This is a genomic window from Streptomyces sp. NPDC051987 (genome assembly GCF_040680735.1).
GTDB lineage: Bacteria > Actinomycetota > Actinomycetes > Streptomycetales > Streptomycetaceae > Streptomyces.
The window spans coordinates 142,648-161,184 of the sequence record NZ_JBFAXI010000002.1 but is presented as its reverse complement, the minus strand read 5'-3'; the positions used below and the strand labels follow the sequence as shown (position 1 = coordinate 161,184).

The 18,537-nt window shown below is 71.2% G+C and carries 14 protein-coding genes; 4 read left to right on the top strand and 10 right to left on the bottom strand.

Annotation, left to right across the window (positions count from 1 at the left end; translation table 11 throughout):
• Positions 1–128: 128 nt before the first annotated feature.
• A complete protein-coding gene (locus tag AB0M11_RS01730) occupies positions 129–323 on the bottom strand; it encodes a DUF4236 domain-containing protein (RefSeq protein WP_365700220.1) in 195 nt (64 codons plus the stop codon).
• Positions 324–644: 321 nt separating this feature from the next.
• Here AB0M11_RS01730 and acnA point away from each other — a divergent pair, with 321 nt between their 5' ends.
• The gene (gene acnA / locus AB0M11_RS01725) at positions 645–3,362 is read left to right on the top strand and encodes an aconitate hydratase AcnA (RefSeq protein ID WP_365700218.1); all 2,718 of its coding nucleotides are present in this window, start codon (positions 645–647) and stop codon (positions 3,360–3,362) included.
• A gap of 130 nt (positions 3,363–3,492) precedes the next feature.
• Here the strand turns inward: acnA and AB0M11_RS01720 are convergent, their stop codons facing one another.
• From AB0M11_RS01720 to AB0M11_RS01680, 9 genes are all read right to left on the bottom strand, one after another.
• Entirely contained in the window at positions 3,493–6,009 is a 2,517-nt protein-coding gene (locus tag AB0M11_RS01720) for a SpoIIE family protein phosphatase (RefSeq protein ID WP_365700216.1), read from the bottom strand.
• 32 nt (positions 6,010–6,041) lie between these two features.
• Positions 6,042–6,764 (bottom strand): HD domain-containing protein, encoded by a 723-nt coding sequence (locus AB0M11_RS01715; RefSeq protein WP_365700214.1) that lies wholly within the window; start codon positions 6,762–6,764, stop codon positions 6,042–6,044.
• Positions 6,765–6,793: 29 nt separating this feature from the next.
• On the bottom strand, positions 6,794–8,611 hold the full coding sequence (locus AB0M11_RS01710; RefSeq protein WP_365700212.1) for a PEP-utilizing enzyme: 1,818 nt from the start codon (positions 8,609–8,611) through the stop codon (positions 6,794–6,796).
• On the bottom strand, positions 8,608–9,708 hold the full coding sequence (locus AB0M11_RS01705; protein WP_365700210.1) for a PEP/pyruvate-binding domain-containing protein: 1,101 nt from the start codon (positions 9,706–9,708) through the stop codon (positions 8,608–8,610). Before AB0M11_RS01705 ends, AB0M11_RS01710 begins: the two co-directional genes overlap by 4 nt.
• 462 nt (positions 9,709–10,170) lie before the next feature.
• Complete coding sequence (locus tag AB0M11_RS01700; protein WP_365700208.1) at positions 10,171–11,031, bottom strand: 3-hydroxybutyryl-CoA dehydrogenase; 861 nt, start codon at positions 11,029–11,031, stop codon at positions 10,171–10,173.
• 47 nt (positions 11,032–11,078) lie between these two features.
• Positions 11,079–12,050 carry a PDR/VanB family oxidoreductase gene (locus AB0M11_RS01695; protein ID WP_365700206.1) on the bottom strand — a complete coding sequence of 324 codons (972 nt, stop codon included), beginning with the start codon at positions 12,048–12,050 and terminating at the stop codon, positions 11,079–11,081.
• Between the two features lie 18 nt (positions 12,051–12,068).
• Complete coding sequence (locus tag AB0M11_RS01690) at positions 12,069–13,259, bottom strand: acetyl-CoA C-acyltransferase (protein ID WP_365700204.1); 1,191 nt, start codon at positions 13,257–13,259, stop codon at positions 12,069–12,071.
• Positions 13,260–13,290: 31 nt separating this feature from the next.
• Positions 13,291–13,902: a histidine phosphatase family protein gene (locus tag AB0M11_RS01685; protein WP_365700202.1), complete on the bottom strand. Its 612-nt coding sequence runs from the start codon at positions 13,900–13,902 to the stop codon at positions 13,291–13,293.
• Between the two features lie 57 nt (positions 13,903–13,959).
• On the bottom strand, positions 13,960–15,495 hold the full coding sequence (locus tag AB0M11_RS01680; RefSeq protein ID WP_365700200.1) for an AMP-binding protein: 1,536 nt from the start codon (positions 15,493–15,495) through the stop codon (positions 13,960–13,962).
• A gap of 194 nt (positions 15,496–15,689) precedes the next feature.
• Here AB0M11_RS01680 and AB0M11_RS01675 point away from each other — a divergent pair, with 194 nt between their 5' ends.
• Genes AB0M11_RS01675 through AB0M11_RS01665 form a run of 3 tightly spaced genes read left to right on the top strand, consistent with a single transcriptional unit; the run spans position 15,690 to position 18,536 of the window.
• Positions 15,690–16,928, top strand: a complete 1,239-nt coding sequence (locus AB0M11_RS01675) for an acyl-CoA dehydrogenase family protein (protein WP_365700198.1) — start codon at positions 15,690–15,692, stop codon at positions 16,926–16,928.
• Positions 16,929–16,970: 42 nt separating this feature from the next.
• Positions 16,971–17,735, top strand: a complete 765-nt coding sequence (locus AB0M11_RS01670; RefSeq protein ID WP_365700196.1) for an SDR family oxidoreductase — start codon at positions 16,971–16,973, stop codon at positions 17,733–17,735.
• A 3-nt stretch (positions 17,736–17,738) separates the two neighbouring features.
• Positions 17,739–18,536 (top strand): ThuA domain-containing protein, encoded by a 798-nt coding sequence (locus tag AB0M11_RS01665; protein ID WP_365700194.1) that lies wholly within the window; start codon positions 17,739–17,741, stop codon positions 18,534–18,536.
• The last annotated feature ends 1 nt before the right edge of the window (position 18,537 follow it).

Below are 18,537 nucleotides of genomic sequence, written 5' to 3'. Positions count from 1 at the left end.
CCGTCGCGCGGCGGACGTACCCGGATGCCCTCCGCGGCCGGGTCGGCCCCGTCTCGGGAAAGATCCGGCATGCCATGAGCCGGCGTATTTTCCGACACGCCGATGATTCCGCCGTACGGGTGTCCCGGTCACCGGCGCCGGGTCCTGGTGCGGCGCCAGCCGAAGGGGCCCGGCAGATCCATCGACGTCGTACGCCTTCCCGTACTGCTGCGCGTGTACCGCGGCCCGTGGTCGCCGCCGGTGGTGATGGACCACGAGTGCCGGTTGATGTTCAGGCGCACGCCCGGCAGGATCCGGAAACTCTTGCGGAACGTGAGGGCCATGGGGCTCCTTCCACATCGCTGTGAGGCTTTGCCGACTCCACCGTCGGCTACCCCGAGGTGGCGCCCTCAGTCGGCCGGAGCCCTGTGGCCGGGTCCGCCGGTGGACGCCTCGGCGGGATGACGGCGAACACAGCGGGTCCGGGCATGACCATTCGGCGCCCGTGTACTAGAGTTATCTCGACATCGAGATATCTGCCTAGGCGCACCGTCGCCGCCAGCCCGGTAAGGCATGCCTAACTTAGTCTGACCTGACTGGCTCGGCCAAGTCGGCGTGGCGGCACGATTGACGGTGGTACGCGCACATCAATGAAGGAGACTGTCGTGTCGGCGAACAGCTTCGACGCCCGCAGCACGCTGCAGGTGGGCGACGAGTCGTACGAGATCTTCCGGCTGGACAAGGTGGAAGGCTCGGCTCGCCTTCCGTACAGCCTGAAGGTGCTGCTGGAGAACCTGCTCCGCACGGAGGACGGCGCGAACATCACCGCCGACCACATCCGCGCCCTCGGCGGCTGGGACTCGCAGGCCCAGCCCAGCCAGGAGATCCAGTTCACGCCGGCCCGCGTGATCATGCAGGACTTCACCGGCGTCCCCTGTGTCGTGGACCTCGCCACCATGCGTGAGGCCGTGAAGGAGCTGGGCGGCGACCCGGCGAAGATCAACCCGCTGGCCCCGGCCGAGCTGGTCATCGACCACTCCGTCATCGCCGACAAGTTCGGCACCAACGACGCCTTCAAGCAGAACGTCGAGCTGGAGTACGGCCGCAACAAGGAGCGCTACCAGTTCCTGCGCTGGGGGCAGACCGCGTTCGACGAGTTCAAGGTCGTCCCGCCGGGCACCGGCATCGTCCACCAGGTGAACATCGAGCACCTGGCCCGCACCGTCATGGTCCGTAACGGCCAGGCCTACCCGGACACCCTGGTCGGCACCGACTCGCACACCACCATGGTCAACGGCCTCGGCGTGCTCGGCTGGGGCGTCGGCGGCATCGAGGCCGAGGCGGCCATGCTCGGCCAGCCGGTCTCCATGCTCATCCCGCGCGTCGTCGGCTTCAAGCTGACCGGTGAGCTCAAGCCCGGCACCACCGCGACCGACCTCGTCCTCACCATCACCGAGATGCTGCGCAAGCACGGCGTCGTCGGCAAGTTCGTCGAGTTCTACGGCGAGGGCGTGGCGGCCACGAGCCTCGCCAACCGCGCCACCATCGGCAACATGTCGCCGGAGTTCGGCTCCACCGCCGCGATCTTCCCGATCGACGACGAGACCCTGAACTACCTGCGCCTGACCGGCCGCAGCGACCAGCAGGTCGCGCTCGTCGAGGCGTACGCCAAGGAGCAGGGTCTCTGGCTGGACCCGAAGGCCGAGCCTGACTTCTCCGAGAAGCTGGAGCTGGACCTCTCCACGGTCGTCCCCTCCATCGCCGGCCCCAAGCGCCCGCAGGACCGCATCGTCCTCGCTAACGCCGCCCAGCAGTTCAAGTCGGACGTCCTCAACTACGTCGACTCCGTGGACGAGTCCGGCAAGGAGTCCTTCCCGGCCTCCGACGCCCCGGCCGTCGCGCCCAACGGCGTCCCGTCCAACCCGGTTCAGGTGACCGCCCCCGACGGCACCACCTACGAGCTGGACCACGGCGCCGTCACCGTCGCCGCGATCACCTCCTGCACCAACACCTCGAACCCGTACGTCATGGTCGCCGCCGCGCTGGTCGCGAAGAAGGCCGTGGAGAAGGGTCTGACCCGCAAGCCCTGGGTCAAGACCACCCTCGCCCCGGGTTCCAAGGTCGTCACCGACTACTTCGAGAAGGCGGGCCTGACCCCCTACCTCGACAAGGTCGGCTTCAACCTGGTCGGCTACGGCTGCACCACCTGCATCGGCAACTCCGGCCCGCTGCCGGAGGAGGTCTCCAAGGCCGTCAACGACCACGACCTCGCGGTCACGTCGGTCCTCTCCGGCAACCGGAACTTCGAGGGCCGGATCAACCCCGACGTCAAGATGAACTACCTGGCCTCCCCGCCGCTGGTCGTCGCGTACGCCCTCGCGGGCTCCATGAAGGTGGACATCACCAAGGACGCCCTCGGCACCGACCAGGACGGCAAGCCGGTCTACCTGTCCGACATCTGGCCCACCGAGGCCGAGGTCAACGACGTCGTCGCCAACGCGATCGGCGAGGACATGTTCAACAAGTCCTACGCCGACGTCTTCGCCGGCGACGCCCAGTGGCAGTCGCTCCCGGTCCCGACCGGCGACACCTTCGAGTGGGACCCCGAGTCGACCTACGTCCGCAAGCCCCCGTACTTCGAGGGCATGCAGCCCGAGCCGGCCCCGGTCACCGACATCACCGGCGCCCGCGTCCTCGCCAAGCTCGGCGACTCGGTCACCACCGACCACATCTCGCCCGCCGGTGCCATCAAGGCCGACACCCCGGCCGGCAAGTACCTCACCGAGCACGGTGTGGAGCGCCGTGACTTCAACAGCTACGGCTCCCGCCGCGGCAACCACGAGGTCATGATCCGCGGAACCTTCGCCAACATCCGCCTGCGCAACCAGATCGCGCCGGGCACCGAGGGCGGCTACACCCGCGACTTCACCCAGCCCGACGGTCCGGTGTCGTTCATCTACGACGCCTCCCGCAACTACATCGAGCAGGGCATCCCGCTCGTCGTCCTCGCGGGCAAGGAGTACGGCTCCGGCTCGTCCCGCGACTGGGCCGCCAAGGGCACCGCGCTGCTCGGCGTCAAGGCCGTCATCGCCGAGTCGTACGAGCGCATCCACCGCTCGAACCTCATCGGCATGGGCGTCCTGCCGCTGCAGTTCCCGGAGGGCGCCAACGCCGAGTCCCTCGGTCTGACCGGCGAGGAGACCTTCTCCTTCACCGGCGTCGAGGAGCTCAACAACGGCACCACCCCGCGCACGGTCAAGGTCACCACCGACACGGGCGTCGAGTTCGACGCGGTCGTCCGCATCGACACCCCCGGTGAGGCCGACTACTACCGCAACGGCGGCATCATGCAGTACGTGCTTCGCCAGCTCGTCGGTTCCTGAGCTGATCGGCTCGGCTACCCGAGGATCTGGTCGCTGACTCGCTGCCACCGGGCGGCACACCAGACTCTCGCACCACCGCCCCGTCAGGCTTCGGCCTGGCGGGGCGCTTGCTGTTCGGAGGGGACTGACATCAGGGGGCAGGGTGGGCGTCGGCGGCACCGAGGTCGACGGCGGCCGCCCGCGCGTCCGCGACGGCCACGGTTCCCTCCACTGGAGGGAACGGTCCGTCGCCCGCGGACAGGGACTGCTCACACCAGATCGTCTTGCCCGCCGCCGTCTGCCGGGTGCCCCAGCGCTCCGTGAGCTGCGCGACCAGCAACAGCCCTCGACCGCCCTCGTCGAACACCCGGGCCCGCCGCAGATGCGGTGCGGTGCTGCTGGAGTCGGAGACCTCGCAGATCAGCACGCGGTCGTTGATGAGCCGCAACTGGATCGGTGGGTCCCCGTACCGGATGGCATTCGTGACCAGCTCGCTGACCAGCAGTTCGGTGACGAACGCAGCCTCTTCAAGTCCCCACTGGTCAAGGGCACGGACGGCGTCCGACCGTATCCGCGCCACAGCGGAGGCGTCGGCCTCCACGTCCCACACGGCGACCCTGCGCTCGTCCAGGGTCCGGGGGCGCACCAGAAGCAGGGCCGCATCGTCGGCGGGGCCCGCGGGCAGCAGCTCGCGCACGACGTGGTCGCACAGGGAGTCCAGCGAATCCATCGGCATGGCCAGTGCCTCCCGCAGGGCCTCAAGTCCCTCCCCGAGGTCGCGATGACCGGAGTGGATCAAGCCGTCGGTGTAAAGGGCGAGCAGGCTTCCCTCCGGAAGGGCGACGTCCACCGATTCGAACGGTAGCCCGCCCAGCCCGAGCGGCGGTCCCACGGGGACGTCCAGGAACTCGGCACTGCCGTCCGAACCGAGGACGGCGGGCGGCGGGTGGCCTGCAAGCGCCATGGAGCAGCGCCTGGAGACGGGGTCGTACACCGCGTACAGGCAGGTGGCCCCGATGTCCCCAGCGGCTTGCGCCCACGCCGGCTCCGCGTCGGCCCCGGACTCCGCCGACAGCCGGAGGACCAGGTCGTCGAGGCGGGTGAGCAGCTCGTCGGGAGCGAGATCGACATCGGCGAGGGTCTGCACGGCGGCGCGCAGCCGGCCCATCGCGGCGGCCGCGTACATGCCGTGCCCGACCACGTCGCCCACCACCAGCGCCACCCTGGCTCCGGAGAGCGCGATGACGTCGAACCAGTCACCGCCCACGCCGGAGGACTGTTCGGCGGGGAGGTAGCGGAAGGCGGCTTCCACCGCCGACTGCTCCGGCATCCGCTGCGGCAGCAGGCTGCGCTGAAGAGTGAGCGCCGCGGCGCGTTCGCGGGTGAAGCGCCGGGCGTTGTCCAGGCAGACCGCCGCCCGTGCCACCAGGTCCTCGGCGAGGGAGAGGTCGTCCGCCTCGAAGCTCTCGGGAGTCTCCCGGGTGCGAGTGAACCACACCACGCCGAGGGTCGTGCCCCTGGCCTTCACCGGGACGAGGATCCACGAGTGCGTGCCGAGCCGTCGGACCTTCGCCTGCCGCTCGGGGGTCTGGTCGATGTAGCTGCGGATCGGCGGGGCCTCATTGGTCCGGTACAGCGCGGACCGGCCGGTGGCCAGGCACAGAGCGGCCGGCGAGTGGGCGAGGTACACGTCCGCCTCGCCGGCGGTCTGCTGGGCCGTGGTGACCCCCTCGGACAGCGTCAGTTCCGCGATGCGTCGCAGTTGCGCGGGGCCGGCCAGCGGTCCCGGAGCGGGTTCCTCGCCCCGCAGGATCAGTTCCAGCAGATCCACCCGGGCGACGTCGGTGAACCTGGGTACGGACACCTCGGTGAGCTCACGTGCGGTCTGTGCCATGTCGAGGGTGCTGCCGATGTGGAGGCTCGCGTCGTTCAGCAGAGAGAGCCGCTCGCGGGCACGGCGCCTCTCGGTCACATCACCCACGAGAGCACAGACCCCGAGTGTCCGGCCCTCCGCGTCTCGCAGCGGCGTCGCCGAGACGCTGAACACCCGGGATCCGAGCCCGGTCAGGACGGTGCCCTTGAGCTCGCCGACCTGCTCCTCCCCGGTGGCCATGGCGAGCCGCATCCGCTCCTCCCACTCCACCGCGTCGGGGCCGGCGAGTACCTCTGTCAGCCCGCGCCCGCGTCCCGCCTCGTCCGGCATGCCGCTGAGGCGTTGCATCGCGGCACTGTGCCACACGCTGCGCAGATCGGTGTCGTACACGGTGAGCGCCAGGGGCGAGTCCTGCAGGACCCAGCCGGACAGCGACTGCCGCAGGCGCTCCGCTTCCGGCCCTGACGGCGGACCGATGAGCAGGACGGTGCCTGACCCCCCGCCGGTGCCGTCCGCCCCCGGGGCGAGGGGGCAGCGGGTGACGGCCACGGACAGCCGGCGCCCGTCCTTGTGGCGTACGCCGTGGTCCGGGTGCAGCTCACCGTGCCCGGAAACCGCCCCACCCCGGACAGACTCCCCGCCCGCGAGCGCGGGGGCGTCCAGCAGCTCCGCCACGGACCGGCCGCGGGCCTCGGCGCTCGTGTGACCGAGCAGGCGTTCCGCTCCGGGCGTCCACCCGATGACCAGGCCCCGCCGGTCGATCACGACCACTCCGATCGGCGGATAGACGTCCATGCAGTCAAGACTCCCGCCGGACGTGTCCATAATCAACCGCAATGATCATCCGTGGCGTGACGAGCGCCCGCCGCTTCGCTCCACGCCAGATCGGCGCGGGCCAGCGCGGTGAGGGCTGCACCGACGGCACGGGCCTGTTCGGTGAGCAGCCGATCGTAGGTACGTCCCGTCACGAACCGCAGTGTCTGGTCCGGGTCCAGGGCGAACCACGCACCGACGGTGCGCAGGCCGTGCGGGGTCAGCCGCCACAGTTTGTCGGCGTCCTTCACCACCGCGTCGTCCAGGTCGAGGGCATCCCTGCGGGTGTCGTGCCCGTCGATGATGGCGACGATCCGCTCGGTGTCCCGCGCGGGGTAGCCGACATCGGCGAGGATGCGGGCGGCGATGGCGGCGCCCTCGGTCTCGTGCCTGCGGATCGTCTCGTGCCCGGCAGGTCCGGACCGTCCCGAGATGGCGGGCAGGATGTCCGCGGGGTCGACCGTCTTCCAGCCGGTGTCGTGCAGGAGGACGGCGGGCAGCACCACCTCCTCCCGTGTGCCCGGCAGGGCGTCCACCAGCGCGGCCGCCAGCGCGCAGGCGTACAGCGAATGGGCGTCGTTGTCGCGCACGTCCAGGTAGGGAAGGGCGCGGCCCCAGATCTCCCGCCGGACGCCGGTCAACGGCACGCGCGGGGGAGGCGTGTCGCTCGGGGGTATCTCCGAGGATGCGAGCGGAAGCGTCGGCAGCGGCTCGCGGTCCGCCCTGTCGGAAGTCATGACGTCTCCTGTCGTACGTGGGCGGTCGGTCAGTCGAGAAGGGTGACCGTGCCGGCCGTGCCGTCCACACGGATCCGCTGACCGGACGTGATGCGGGTGGACGCCGAGCCGGTCCCGGTGACGGCGGGCAGCGAGTACTCACGGCAGACGATGGCGGCGTGGGACATGACTCCCCCGATGTCGGTGACGGTCGCGCGGACCTTCGTGAAGGCCGGCGCCCAGCTCGGAGCCGTGACCGGCGCGACCAGGATGTCCCCCTCCTGGAGGAGGCTCAGCTCGTCGGGGCTGCGGATCACCCGGGCCGTGCCGTCGGCGACGCCCGGCGAGGCGGCCATACCGGTCAGGTCGCCCAGGTCGCCGGGGGCTGCCAGCCACGACCGGACCCGCTCGCTGGTGACGCCCCACAGCATGACGCTGAACGGCTCGCTGATGGCTCGCGGCGGCTCGTTCAGCGCCGGTTCGGGGGTTTGCCGGGCGAGCGCGGCCACGATCCGGCGTCGCCGTTCCACCTCCGGTGGCCAGAGGCCGGGGCCGGCCGGCCCGACGCCGATCGCCCAGCTGGACGCGTGGTCGAACAGCGCGGTTCGGACTTCGTCACGCGTGAGGTAGAACATGTCGTCGGCGCCGGGCCAGAACCCCGCCCGGTGCAGCAGCGCGGACAGCTCCCTGGCCTTGCGCCAGAAGACGCCCATCGTCCAGTGCTCGATGTAGAAGTTGTGGTTCTCGACGTACGGGTAGACCTGGCGGGCGAGGCGCAGTTTCGCCTCGAAGTCGGCACGTGCCGGGGAGTCGAGCAGCGCCCCGTACTCGCCGGTGACCCGCTCGCGCTCGGCGGCGAGTTCGGCCAGGCGCCGGTCGATGGCCTCGCCCCGCCGCAGGCGCAGGATGTAGTCGCGGACGTACCCCAGGGGAAGCGAGGGAGTGTCCCTCCAGTACCGGTCGTCGCTGTAGAGACCGTTGCCCGAGGTGAAGTTGAACCAGGGATCGCGGGCGGCCTGCCAGGCGTCGAGCCAGTCACGGCCGCCCGGCTCGCGGCTGAGGAGGGTCAGGGTGTGCTCCCCGGGATCGGGAACCGTCAGTGCCCTGTCGACGCCCAGCCGGACAGCGAGCTTCGCCAGTTTCCTGAGCTCGTCGTCCGGGCGGAACAGCTCCATCTCCACGCCCGTGACCATCGCCGCGATGCCCTGGTCCGGGATGTCCGGGAACTGTTGCTTGCAGAACTGGAAGAAGTCCAGGTAGGCCGCGTAGCCGAGGTTCAGGAACTCGAAGTGGTACTGCCAGGCGTGGTGGCACAGGGCGAGGAGCCGGTCGTACCCGCCGAGCAGGGCATCGCCGGCCCCCAGGCCACTGCCCGCTTCGACGTCCTCGTACGGCTGGACCTCCGGCAGTTCGCTGAAGCTGATCGACTCCAGTTCACGGATGGTGCCGAGGACCTTGCCCTTCCAGTTCTCCAGCAGCCTGTCCCAGTGCGCGTAGTAGTAGCCGGCGCGTTCCATGAACTGCGGCACGCGGGCAGGGATCCGGCTGTCCGGCGCGGCCACCGGGCTCAGGTAGACGTAGCCCTGGTGGATGCGGAACATGACGCCGTACGCGGGCGGTACGGCGAAGTACCGGGTGTTGAACTGGCCCAGGCCCTTGAGCGCGAGCTCGGTGACGACCGTCTCGAACGGCTTGACCACGGTGGGCCAGTGCTGGCTGTCGCGGAACCAGAACCGTCCCTCCTCGGCCGAGCGCCGCCAGGGCTGGAAGACCATGTAGTACGGGTACAGCTCCTCCCAGCCCTCCGCTCCTGCGGGGGTGGTCATCTCGTAGGGGCTCGGGAACGCCGTGCGCGACGCCGTCGTCATGACGCGGTCCCTCCGTCGTCGGCGGGTATTCTGCCCGGACCGAGCATGGTGCCGAGGATGCTGGAGACGCCCGCGCCCTGGCTGGTCGGGGCAAGCGTCCGCGGCCGGCTCCACACCGTCTCGGGCCGCGTCTGGAGCAGCACCGCGGTGGCGCCCGCCGAGGCGTGCCGGTGGCGGTCGATCGCCCACTCGACGTCCTGGGGGAAGCCGTAGTACCGCTCGACGGTCTTGGCCAGGCGGGCGACCTCGACGACCTCCGGCGGCTCCAGGCAGGGCACCCGCCGGCGGCCCTCCTCGACGTCTCGCCGTACGAGCCCGTGCCCGTCGGAGGCGGGGACCAGTTCCTGGTGTTTCGGCGACACGGTCGCCCGTACCGTCGTGAGCAGTACCTTGTCCACCAGGTAGGCGTCCGGGGTCACCTGGCCGGACACCATGAGCTGCCCCAGTCCCCAGACCGCCTCCACGACGATTTTCGAAGGGTCGCCGTCGGCCGGGTTGACGGTCACAGCGGCGCCGGAGGTACGGGCGTCGACCATCTGCTGCACCCCGACCGCCATGCGCTGCCTTTCTTTCCACAGCCCGTGGGTCGCGCGGTAGAAGATCGCGCGGTCCGTCCACAGGCTCGCCCAGCAGCGCCGAACGGCTTCGAGGAGGGCATCGGCGCCCCGGATCCACAAGAACGTGTCGTGCTGCCCGGCCCAGCTCGCCCTCGGCGAGTCCTCCTGCTCGGCGCTCGACCGGACGGCCACCGCGGCATCCGGGCAGTCGACGGACCGGCAGAACTCCTCGTACGCCGCCGTCACCGCCGACGCGACCTCGGAGGGCACAGGCGCCTCTGCCACGATGCGGCGGATCTCAGCGCCGCGCGCCGCCACGGCGCCCGGTTCGGCAGCGAGCCTGGCGACGGCCGCGTCGAGGGCCCGGCGCAGCCCGCCATGGTCGAGCAGTGCCTCGAAGGCGTCCGTGGTCACCACGAAACCGGGCGGCACAGGAGCACCGGCCCGGGTCATCACGGCCAACGCCTCACACTTGCCGCCCAGCCGGCCCGTCCCGGACCCGGCAGAGCTGTCGAACGCGACGGTGTACAGGTGACTCACACCTTTTCACCCCGCTGCCACGGACCGCGTACCGTCGGCATCGGTCACTCTCCCGCCATGAAGGCGCAGCTACTAGACCACCCTAGGGCGCCCGCCACCCTCCCGCACCAGGCGCCCGCGCGGGTCACGTCGAGTCTGTGATCGCCGCCGTCCTCGATGGAGGCAAGCGGGATGAATCCGGTGTGTTCCCGCACCTGGCGCGTGCGCTCTCTCCGGCGCGAACTCGACCCAGGAGACATCCCATCCCTTAGCATCTGGGTGCAGGTGCTACCACCCGACGAGGCGATGGTGCCAGGGGATGCCTCTTGAGACATGGGATGTATGGCTGTCTGCCGAGGGCAAGGGCGCAGGCGCACGGTTCGTTGTCGGTGCGTCCCGACGGCTTGTCGGCTCGACTCAGGTGGGTCGTGTCCGTGAGCGCGTCAGGGCCGTAGGCGGGATCCTCCGGCGGCCGGCCCTTGTTCAGGTGTCGTAGACGTGGAAGCCTCGGCCGCTCTTGCGACCGAGGTGGCCTGCGGCCACCATGCGGCGAAGAAGGGCGGGCGGTGCGTACAACGGCTCCTTGAACTCCTCGTACAGGGACTCGGCCACGGCCTGGGCGGTGTCGAGGCCGATGAGGTCGAGCAGGCGCAACGGCCCCATGGGATGGGCGCATCCGAGTTCCATGCCCCGGTCGATGTCCTCCGGCCGTGCCGAGCCGGACTCCACCATCCGTATCGCGCCGAGCAGGTAGGGCACGAGAAGGGCGTTGACGACGAAGCCGGAACGGTCGGGCGCCTGGATGGCCTGCTTGCCCAGTTGCTCGGCGAAACTGCGCGCGCGGCGCAGGGTGTCGGCGTCGGTGGTGAGGGAGGGAATGAGCTCGACCAGCCGCTGTACGGGTACGGGGTTGAAGAAATGCATGCCGATGACCCGGGCCGGCCGCTCGGTGACGACGGCGAGGTCGACGATGGGGATCGAGGAGGTGTTGGTGGCCAGGACCGCTGCCGGGTCTTCGACTGCCTTGTCCAGGGCGCGCAGGACATCGGTCTTGATGTCGCGGTTCTCGGCGACTGCTTCGACGACGAACTGGCGGTCGGCCATGTCCGTGAGGTCAAGGGTGAAGGAGACCCTGTTCAGGGCCTGGTCTCGCTGCTCCTCGCTGAGTCTGTGACTTCTCAGGGCTCGGTCGAGGGAAGCGGTGAGTCGCCGGCGGCCTGCCTCGACCGCGTCGGGCGTGGCCTCGGCGACACGGACGTTCAAACCGCTGCGGGCGGCGACTTCGGCGATGCCCGAGCCCATGAGGCCGCAGCCGACGACGCCGAGACGGCTGATGAGGTCCATCTGAGGTCCTGTCTGGTGAGTCGCTGTCCAACTGGAGGTGTTCGCCGTCATAGATCGAGGACGAGGCGAGGCCCGCACGAGCGGGAGACGCAGATGAGCATGGTGTCGCCGGCGGCCCGTTCGTCCTCGGACAGCAGCGTGTCGCGGTGGTCGGGCTTGCCGTCCAGCACATCGGTCTCGCAGGTGCCGCAGGTGCCTTCCCGGCAGGAGAAGTCGACCGCGACGCCGGCTTCCTCCAGCGTTTCGAGCACCGAACGGTCCGGTGCCACGGTGAGGGTGAGCCCGGATCGGGCCAGCTCCAGCTCGAAGGCATCGGCCGGGCCGGTTTCGGCCGTCCGGAACGGGGCGAAGCGTTCGACGCCCAGCGTGCCGGGCGGCCAGCTGGCGCACCGCTCCTGCACCGCGCGCAGCAGCGGTTCGGGACCACAGGCGTGGACCAGGGTGCCGTCCTCGGGCACGGCGAGGAACGTGGCGAGGTCCAGCAGGCCGTACTCGTCCTGCGGACGGACGAGCACCCGGTCCCCGTACGGGGTGAGGCGGTCCAGGAACGCCATGGATGTCCGGGTGCGGCCGCCGTACAGCAGACGCCAGTCGGCCCCCGCGGCCTCGGCTGCCTCGACCATGGGCAGGACGGGTGTGATGCCGACACCGCCGGCGATGAAGAGGTGGCGTTCGGCCGGCCGCAGCGGGAAGTTGTTCCGCGGCCCGCGCACCCGTACCTCGGTGCCTTCGTGAAGGTGGTCGTGGACGTACGCCGAACCCCCACGGCCGTCGGGCTCGCGCAGGACGGCGATCCGCCAGGCATCGCGCTCGGCCGGATGCCCGCACAGGGAGTACTGACGGACCAGTTCGCCGCCCTCGCCGTCGTGCAGGAACAGGTCGATGTGGGCGCCCGGGGTCCAGGCGGGCAGCGGGCCGCCGTCCGGGCGGCGCAGGGTGAGGGAGACGACGTCGTCCGCGGCCCGGGTGCGGGTCTCCACGGTGAGCATCGCGTCGACCGTGGTCAGTGGATCGTTCATATCGGTTCAGCTCCGGGGTCAGGCCGGTGTCGGCACGTGCAGCAGTAGTGCGTCGCCCTGGCCGCCGCCTCCGCACAAGGCAGCCGCTCCGCTGCCGCCTCCGCGCCGTCGCAGCTCGGTGGCGAGGGTCAGGACCAGTCGGGCGCCGGTCATGCCGACCGGGTGCCCGAGCGCGATCGCCCCGCCGTTGACGTTCACCTTGTCCAGGGGGATGTCCAGCTCCCGTACGGAGGCCAGGGCCACCGAGGCGAACGCCTCGTTGATCTCGAAGAGGTCCAGGTCGGCGACCTTGAGCCGGCCGTCCCGGGACAACGCGTCACGGATCGCGCCGGCCGGCTGGACGAGCAGCGAGGGGTCGGGGCCCGCGACCGTGCCGTAGGCACCGATCTCGGCGAGCGGAGCCAGGCCGTCCCGCCGGGCTCGCTCGGCGCTCATCACGACAAGGGCCGCGGCGCCGTCGGAGAGCTGCGAGGCGTTGCCCGCCGTGATGGTGCCCGTGCCGGAGAAGGCCGGGTTCAGGCGCCCCAGGCTCTCGCCGGTGGTTCCAGGCCGTACACCCTCGTCGGCGGCGACCACCGTCTCGCCCCGGCGCCCGGCCACGGTGACGGGGGTGATCTCCTCGGACAACGCCCCCGACTCCCGTGCGTGGGCGGCCCTTTGATGGGAGAGCGCGCTGTATTCGTCCTGCTCCTCGCGGGTCAGGTCGTACGGCTGCTGGTAGCGCTCGGTCGCCGCCCCCATGGAGACACCGTCGAAGGCGCAGACCAGAGCATCGCGGTCGAGCGCGTCCTCCGCCGCCCCCGAACCGTACTTCCAGCCGGTCCGGGCTCCGCGCAGCAGGTGGGGGGCGTTCGACATGGACTCCATGCCGCCCGCCACGACCACTTCGTGACGTCCCGAGGCGACCATGAGGTCGGCCAGGGCGATGGCGTGCAGTCCGGAGAGGCAGAGCTTGTTGACGGTGCTCGCGGGCACGGCGAAGGGGATGCCGGCCCGGACCGCGGCCTGCCGTGCCGGGTTGGGGCCCGCTCCGGCCTGGACGACATGGCCCATGACGACGGCTTCCACGGCTGCCGGGTCCAGGTCCACGGCGGCCAGGGCGGCGCGGATGGCGTGGGCGCCGAGGTCGACCGCGGACAGGGAGCCGAGGGCGCCCAGCAGTCTGCCGACGGGCGTCCTGGTGCCGGCGACGATGACGGATCCGGGCATGGCCGGGACCTCCTGGGGTGGGGGGACGGGGTCAGGCGGCCGTGCCGGCGTCCACGGCACGGTCGGCGATCAGATGGGCCGTCTCGTTGACCGAGTGCAGGACGATACGGCCGCCGGGCATGCGCCGCACCCGGCTGACGGACGTGTAGGCGGGGTGGAACCAGAACATGGTGGGCAGGCCCAGCACCGTGGCCAGGTAGGTGTTGGTGATGCCGCCGTGGCACACGGCCGCGACCCGCGCGCCGGGATGGGCGTCGAGAATGGTGTCCATGGCCCGGACGGCTCGCGCCCGGAAGGCATCCCGGTCCAGGTCGGGCACGAAGTCCTCGAAGCGTCCCTCGGCGAGGGCCGCCGCCCGGGGATCGTCGGCGCCGATCTGCTCGGGCGGCGTGTAGGGCTGGGACACGTCCGTGTCCCACTCGCGCAGGTCGTCGAGGACGGTGGCGGTCAGGCCGGTGAGCCGTTCCAGGGGCGCGGCGGTTTCCCGGGCCCGCCGGTACGGGCTGACATACAGGGCGTCGAGCTCCTCGTGCCCGAGCCAGGCGGCAAGATGTTCGGCCTGGGTGGTGCCCTCCGGCGCCAGCCCCGGGTCGAACACACCGGCCAGCGGGAGGCCGTGCCGGATGAGGAGGAGTTCGGTCATGGTGATCCTTCACAGGGGGGCGGGCACAGTGGTGAGCGGGCACAGTGGTGAGCGGGCTCAGCCGGCGATGGTCCGTTCGGAGGCCCAGTAGGGTCGGCGCATCGCGCGTTTGTCGAGCTTGCCCATCGCGTTGCGCAGGAGTTCGGGGACGAACTCGTACGACTTCGGGCACTTGTAGGCGGCGAGGCGCTCGCGGCAGAACCGGTCGAGTTCGTCGGCCGGGGGTCCGTCCGCCGCCACGACTAGCGCCCGCAGGGACTCGCCGAAGTCGGGGTCGGGCACGCCGATGACGGCGACCTCGGAGACCGCCGGGTGCTGTCGCAGTACGGCCTCGCTCTCGGCCGGGTAGAGGTTGACCCCGCCGGAGACCACGACGTCCGCGGCCCGGTCAGTGATGAAGATGTAGCCGTCCGCGTCGACGTAGCCGATGTCGCCGAGGGTGAAGACGCCGGGGGAGAGGTAGGCGGCCTTGGTCTTCTCCGGGTCCGCGTGGTAGCGGACGCCCTGGTCCTCGGGGGCCCGGAAGGCCAGCAGTCCTGGTTCGCCGGGCGGTAGTTGCCGGCCGTCGTCATCGGTGACCAGGACCTCGAAGGGGGGCCTCGCACGCCCGACCGAGCCCGGGTGGGCCAGCCACTCGGCGCTGCCGATGCGTGCCACGGTGCCCGCTTCGCTGGCGCCGTACGACTCGGTCAGCACGGGACCGAACCAGTCGATCATGGCGCGCTTCACGTCCGGCGGACACGCGGAGCCGGTGTGGGAGACCTGCCGCAGGCTGGAGACGTCGTAGCGGGCGCGGACCTCGTCCGGGAGGGCGAGCAGCCGTTGGAAGTGGGTGGGCACCATCACCGTCGAGGACACCCGCCACTTCTGCACCCGGCTCAGGAACGTCTCGGCGTCGTATCTGCCGAGGACGACCACCGGCCGGCCGGCCGCCAGGTGCCGCAGTGAGGTCAGCGGGGCGTTGTGCTGCAGGGGACCGCACACCAGGTGCGGTCCCGGCGGGAACCCGGGCCGGGCGGACATGGCGGCCAGGTAGGCGGAGCTGTCGGCGACCGGTTTGCCGACCCAGCGCACTTCGGTGCCGCGGGCCCGTCCGGTGGTTCCCGAGGTGTAGACGAGCGGAGGCCGGGCGGGCCGGCCCACGGGAAGGGGGTGTTCGGCGGGTGCGGCGGCCAGCCACCGGTCCCAGTCGAAGGCGTGTCCGAGCGCCGGGGTCCCGTGCACCACCACCGGCAGGCCCAGTTCCCGGGCCGCGTCGAGGGCGGCCCCCGCGCCGACGGGTCCGGCGATGATCGCGGTCGCGCCCGAGTCGATGATCTGGTCCACGAGTTCGCCCGAGGTGAGGTTCCGGGACGTGGCGACGGTCCCCACTCCGGCGCGCAGACCGGCCAGATGGGCCACCAGTGTCGGGATCGCGTTGTCACCGAGGACGGCGATCCGGTCCTCCGGGCCGGGCGCCAGCTCCAGCAGCCGGGCCGCCGTCCGCGTCACCTGGTCGGCGAGGCGGGACCAGGACAGGACGTCCAGGTCGTCCGCCAGGGCGGGCTCGTCGGGTGACTCCTGGGCGCGACGGTCGAGTGGCAGCAGCGACATGGCTCCTCCGGCGGCTCCTCGGGCCTCTCCCGATGTCAGGGGAGAGGAGATGCTGAGACTGTAGCGTTTATCAAGAAAGTGCGGAACACTCTGATCCTGGACGGAGTCATTCCCGCCTGTTTCGGCGGGTGACGGGCGTGCTGCCCGTGTTCGGTTACTGAATCCAACGTCTGGTAAGTGTCCTAGGAGGAGCCATGTCCGAGCTGGATCCGGACGCATGGCGCAGGCAGGTCAGGCAGTGGCTGGCCACCGTGCTGGAACCGGTGCGGGCGCCGGACTCCGCCACGGAGGCCGCCGACCTCGCCGTGTTCCACAACCTTCCCCAGGACGAGGAACGCCTGCTGCTGGAGCGCTGCCGCGCCTACCAGCGAGCCCGCTTCGACGCCGGCTACCAGGCGCTCACCCTCCCCGCGGACAAGGGCGGCGCGGGCCTGACCGCCGCCCATGTGGCGGTCTTCGCCGAGGAGGAGTCGGCCTTCGAGGTACCGCCGTCCACCGAGCTGATCAGCGTCACCGTGCGCCTGGTCGCGATGGCCGTCTCCCTGTTCGGGACCGCCGAGCAGCGCCGCGACCACGCGCGCGCCTTCCTGCGCACCGACCTGCTGGCCTGCCAGCTCTTCAGCGAGCCCGGCGCCGGATCCGACCTCGCGGCCCTGCGCACCCGCGCCCGGCAGGACGGCGAGGACTGGGTGATCGACGGTCAGAAGGTGTGGACCTCGGGCGCCCGGTTCGCCGACTACGGTCTGCTGCTCGCCCGCACCGACCCGGACGTCGTCAAACAGGCCGGCATCACCGCATTCCTGGTGCCGATGGACGCGCCCGGAGTGGAGGTGCGTCCCATCCGTCAGATGAGCGGCGGTGCCTCCTTCAACGAGGTCTTCCTCAGCGGTGTACGCGTCCCCGACCGACTCCGGATCGGCCGGCCGGGCCAGGGCTGGGAGGTCGCCACCGCCACCCTGGCCTTCGAGCGCACCGCCTCCGGCAGCGGCAACCGCCGCAAGGGCGGCACCTTCACGGACGTCCTCGCACTCGCCCGCTCCCTCGGGCGCACCGAGGACCCGCTGGTCCGCCAGCGTCTCGCCGACCTGTACATCCGTGCCGCCCTGCGCGCGGCGACCGTCGAACGCGTCGCCAGGACGAGCGCGGCAGGCGGCCGCCCGGGCCCGGAGGCGTCGTTGACCAAACTCATGGCATCCGAACTGCTCACCCGCACAGGGCAGATCGCCGCCGAGGTGATGGGGGCGCGGATCAGCGCCGACACCGGGGAACCGGGCACCTTCGCCTGGACCGGGCATCTCCTCGGCGCGCCCGGCTACCGGCTGGCCGGAGGCACCGATCAGATCCAGCGCAACCTGATCGGCGAACGGGTGCTCGGGCTGCCGCCCGAGCCCCGGGTGGACCGGGTGCCGTTCTCGCAGCTCCCCGGCAACTGAGGCATCACGCCTCGTCTCGCCACACACAAAGGAGTGACATCGATGGATCTGGGACTGACGGGCGCCAAGGCGCTGGTGACCGGTGCGAGCCGGGGCATAGGCCGGGCGATCGCCGCGACACTGGCGGCCGAGGGCTGCGCCCTGGCACTGTGCGCCCGGGGCGAGGAAGGACTGGCCAAGACCGCCGCCGAACTGCGCGCCGAGGGCGCCATCGTGTTCGAGGCGGCGGTCGACGTCACCGACCCGGCCGCCCTCGCCGGCTTCGTGCGGCGGGCGGTCGGCGCACTCGGCGGTCTGGACCTGCTGGTGTCCAACGTGTCGGCGGGCAATGTGAAGGGCCCCGAGTCCTGGGAAGCCAGCCTGCGCGGAGACCTGATCCCGTTCGCGGGACTCGTCGAGGCCGCCCTGCCCCATCTGGAGGCCTCCGACCGGGCCGCCGTCGTGGCCATCGGCACCACCAACGCCTCCGACACCGCGCGCCCGGCCGGGGCGAACTCCTACTCCGCGCTCAAGGCGGCCGTCCTCCAGCACGCCTCCGCCCTCGCCCACGCCCTCGCACCGAAGGGCATCCGCGTCAACACCGTCTCGCCCGGCCCGATCGACTTCCCCGGCGGCGCCTGGGAGACCATCCGCGCCAGCCGTCCGGAGGTCTACGAGGAGGTGCTCGCCAAGCTTCCGATCGGCCGCTACGGCACGGCGGAGGACGTGGCCGCGGCGGTGGCGTTCCTGCTCGGGCGGACCGGCTCCTTCTGCGTCGGGGTCAACCTCGTGGTGGACGGCGGGCTGCTCTCCCGCGTCCAGTACTGAGCCGTGGCCGGCCCGGCAGGCCGCCTGGACGCCGTACTCGTGTGCGGCGGCCGCTGGCACGACTTCGACCACGCGCGGCTGCGGCTGCTGGAACTGCTCGCCGAGCATCCGAGGGTGCGCACGACCGTCCACCAGGACTACGACTGTGTGGACGCCCTCGACCGGGCGGACCTGCTGGTCACCTACACCTGCGACGTCCGGCCCCGCCCGGCGCAGCGGGCCGCGCTCGCCCGGTTGGTCCAGCGGGGTGGCCGCTGGCTCGCCCTGCACGGCACCAACGCGGTGATCGAGGCGTCGGCGCACGGCGGGACACGGGAGTTCACCACCCCGCGGCTCTTCGGGGAACTCGCTCAGGTGCTCGGCAGCCGGTTCCTGGCCCACCCGCCGATCGAGCCGTACGAGGTGCGTGTCACCGATCCCGGCCATCCGCTGGTCGCCGGGATCGGCCCGTTCACGGTCACCGACGAGCTGTACGTCTGCGAACTGCACGGAGAGCTGGAGGTGTTGCTGCACGCCGAGTACACCGGGCCCTGCCGTGGCTTCGCCGAGGGCGACACGGCGGCCCTCGACAGCGCGCCCCGACCGGTGCTGTACCTCAAGCGGCACGGTCTCGGTGAGGTCTGCTACTTCACCCTCGGCCACTGCCGGGGCCGTTACGACATCCAGGACCTGGGCGTGGACGACACCGGGCGGGTGGACCGCGGGCCCTGGGAGACGCCGGAGTTCCTGACGGTCCTGGGGCGTTGCGTGGAGCGGGCGGTGGCCGGCCGCGACCCCGGACAGGAGCGGGCCGGAGCCTGAG

Excerpts from the sequence above, each read along its gene's own strand:
- AB0M11_RS01730 (WP_365700220.1), bottom strand. The coding sequence starts at position 323 with ATGGCCCTCACGTTCCGCAAGAGTTTCCGGATCCTGCCGGGCGTGCGC.
- AB0M11_RS01720 (WP_365700216.1), bottom strand. The coding sequence starts at position 6,009 with ATGGACGTCTATCCGCCGATCGGAGTGGTCGTGATCGACCGGCGGGGC.
- AB0M11_RS01715 (WP_365700214.1), bottom strand. The coding sequence starts at position 6,764 with ATGACTTCCGACAGGGCGGACCGCGAGCCGCTGCCGACGCTTCCGCTC.
- AB0M11_RS01710 (WP_365700212.1), bottom strand. The coding sequence starts at position 8,611 with ATGACGACGGCGTCGCGCACGGCGTTCCCGAGCCCCTACGAGATGACC.
- AB0M11_RS01700 (WP_365700208.1), bottom strand. The coding sequence starts at position 11,031 with ATGGACCTCATCAGCCGTCTCGGCGTCGTCGGCTGCGGCCTCATGGGC.
- AB0M11_RS01695 (WP_365700206.1), bottom strand. The coding sequence starts at position 12,050 with ATGAACGATCCACTGACCACGGTCGACGCGATGCTCACCGTGGAGACC.
- AB0M11_RS01690 (WP_365700204.1), bottom strand. The coding sequence starts at position 13,259 with ATGCCCGGATCCGTCATCGTCGCCGGCACCAGGACGCCCGTCGGCAGA.
- AB0M11_RS01685 (WP_365700202.1), bottom strand. The coding sequence starts at position 13,902 with ATGACCGAACTCCTCCTCATCCGGCACGGCCTCCCGCTGGCCGGTGTG.
- AB0M11_RS01680 (WP_365700200.1), bottom strand. The coding sequence starts at position 15,495 with ATGTCGCTGCTGCCACTCGACCGTCGCGCCCAGGAGTCACCCGACGAG.
- AB0M11_RS01675 (WP_365700198.1), top strand. The coding sequence starts at position 15,690 with ATGTCCGAGCTGGATCCGGACGCATGGCGCAGGCAGGTCAGGCAGTGG.
- AB0M11_RS01670 (WP_365700196.1), top strand. The coding sequence starts at position 16,971 with ATGGATCTGGGACTGACGGGCGCCAAGGCGCTGGTGACCGGTGCGAGC.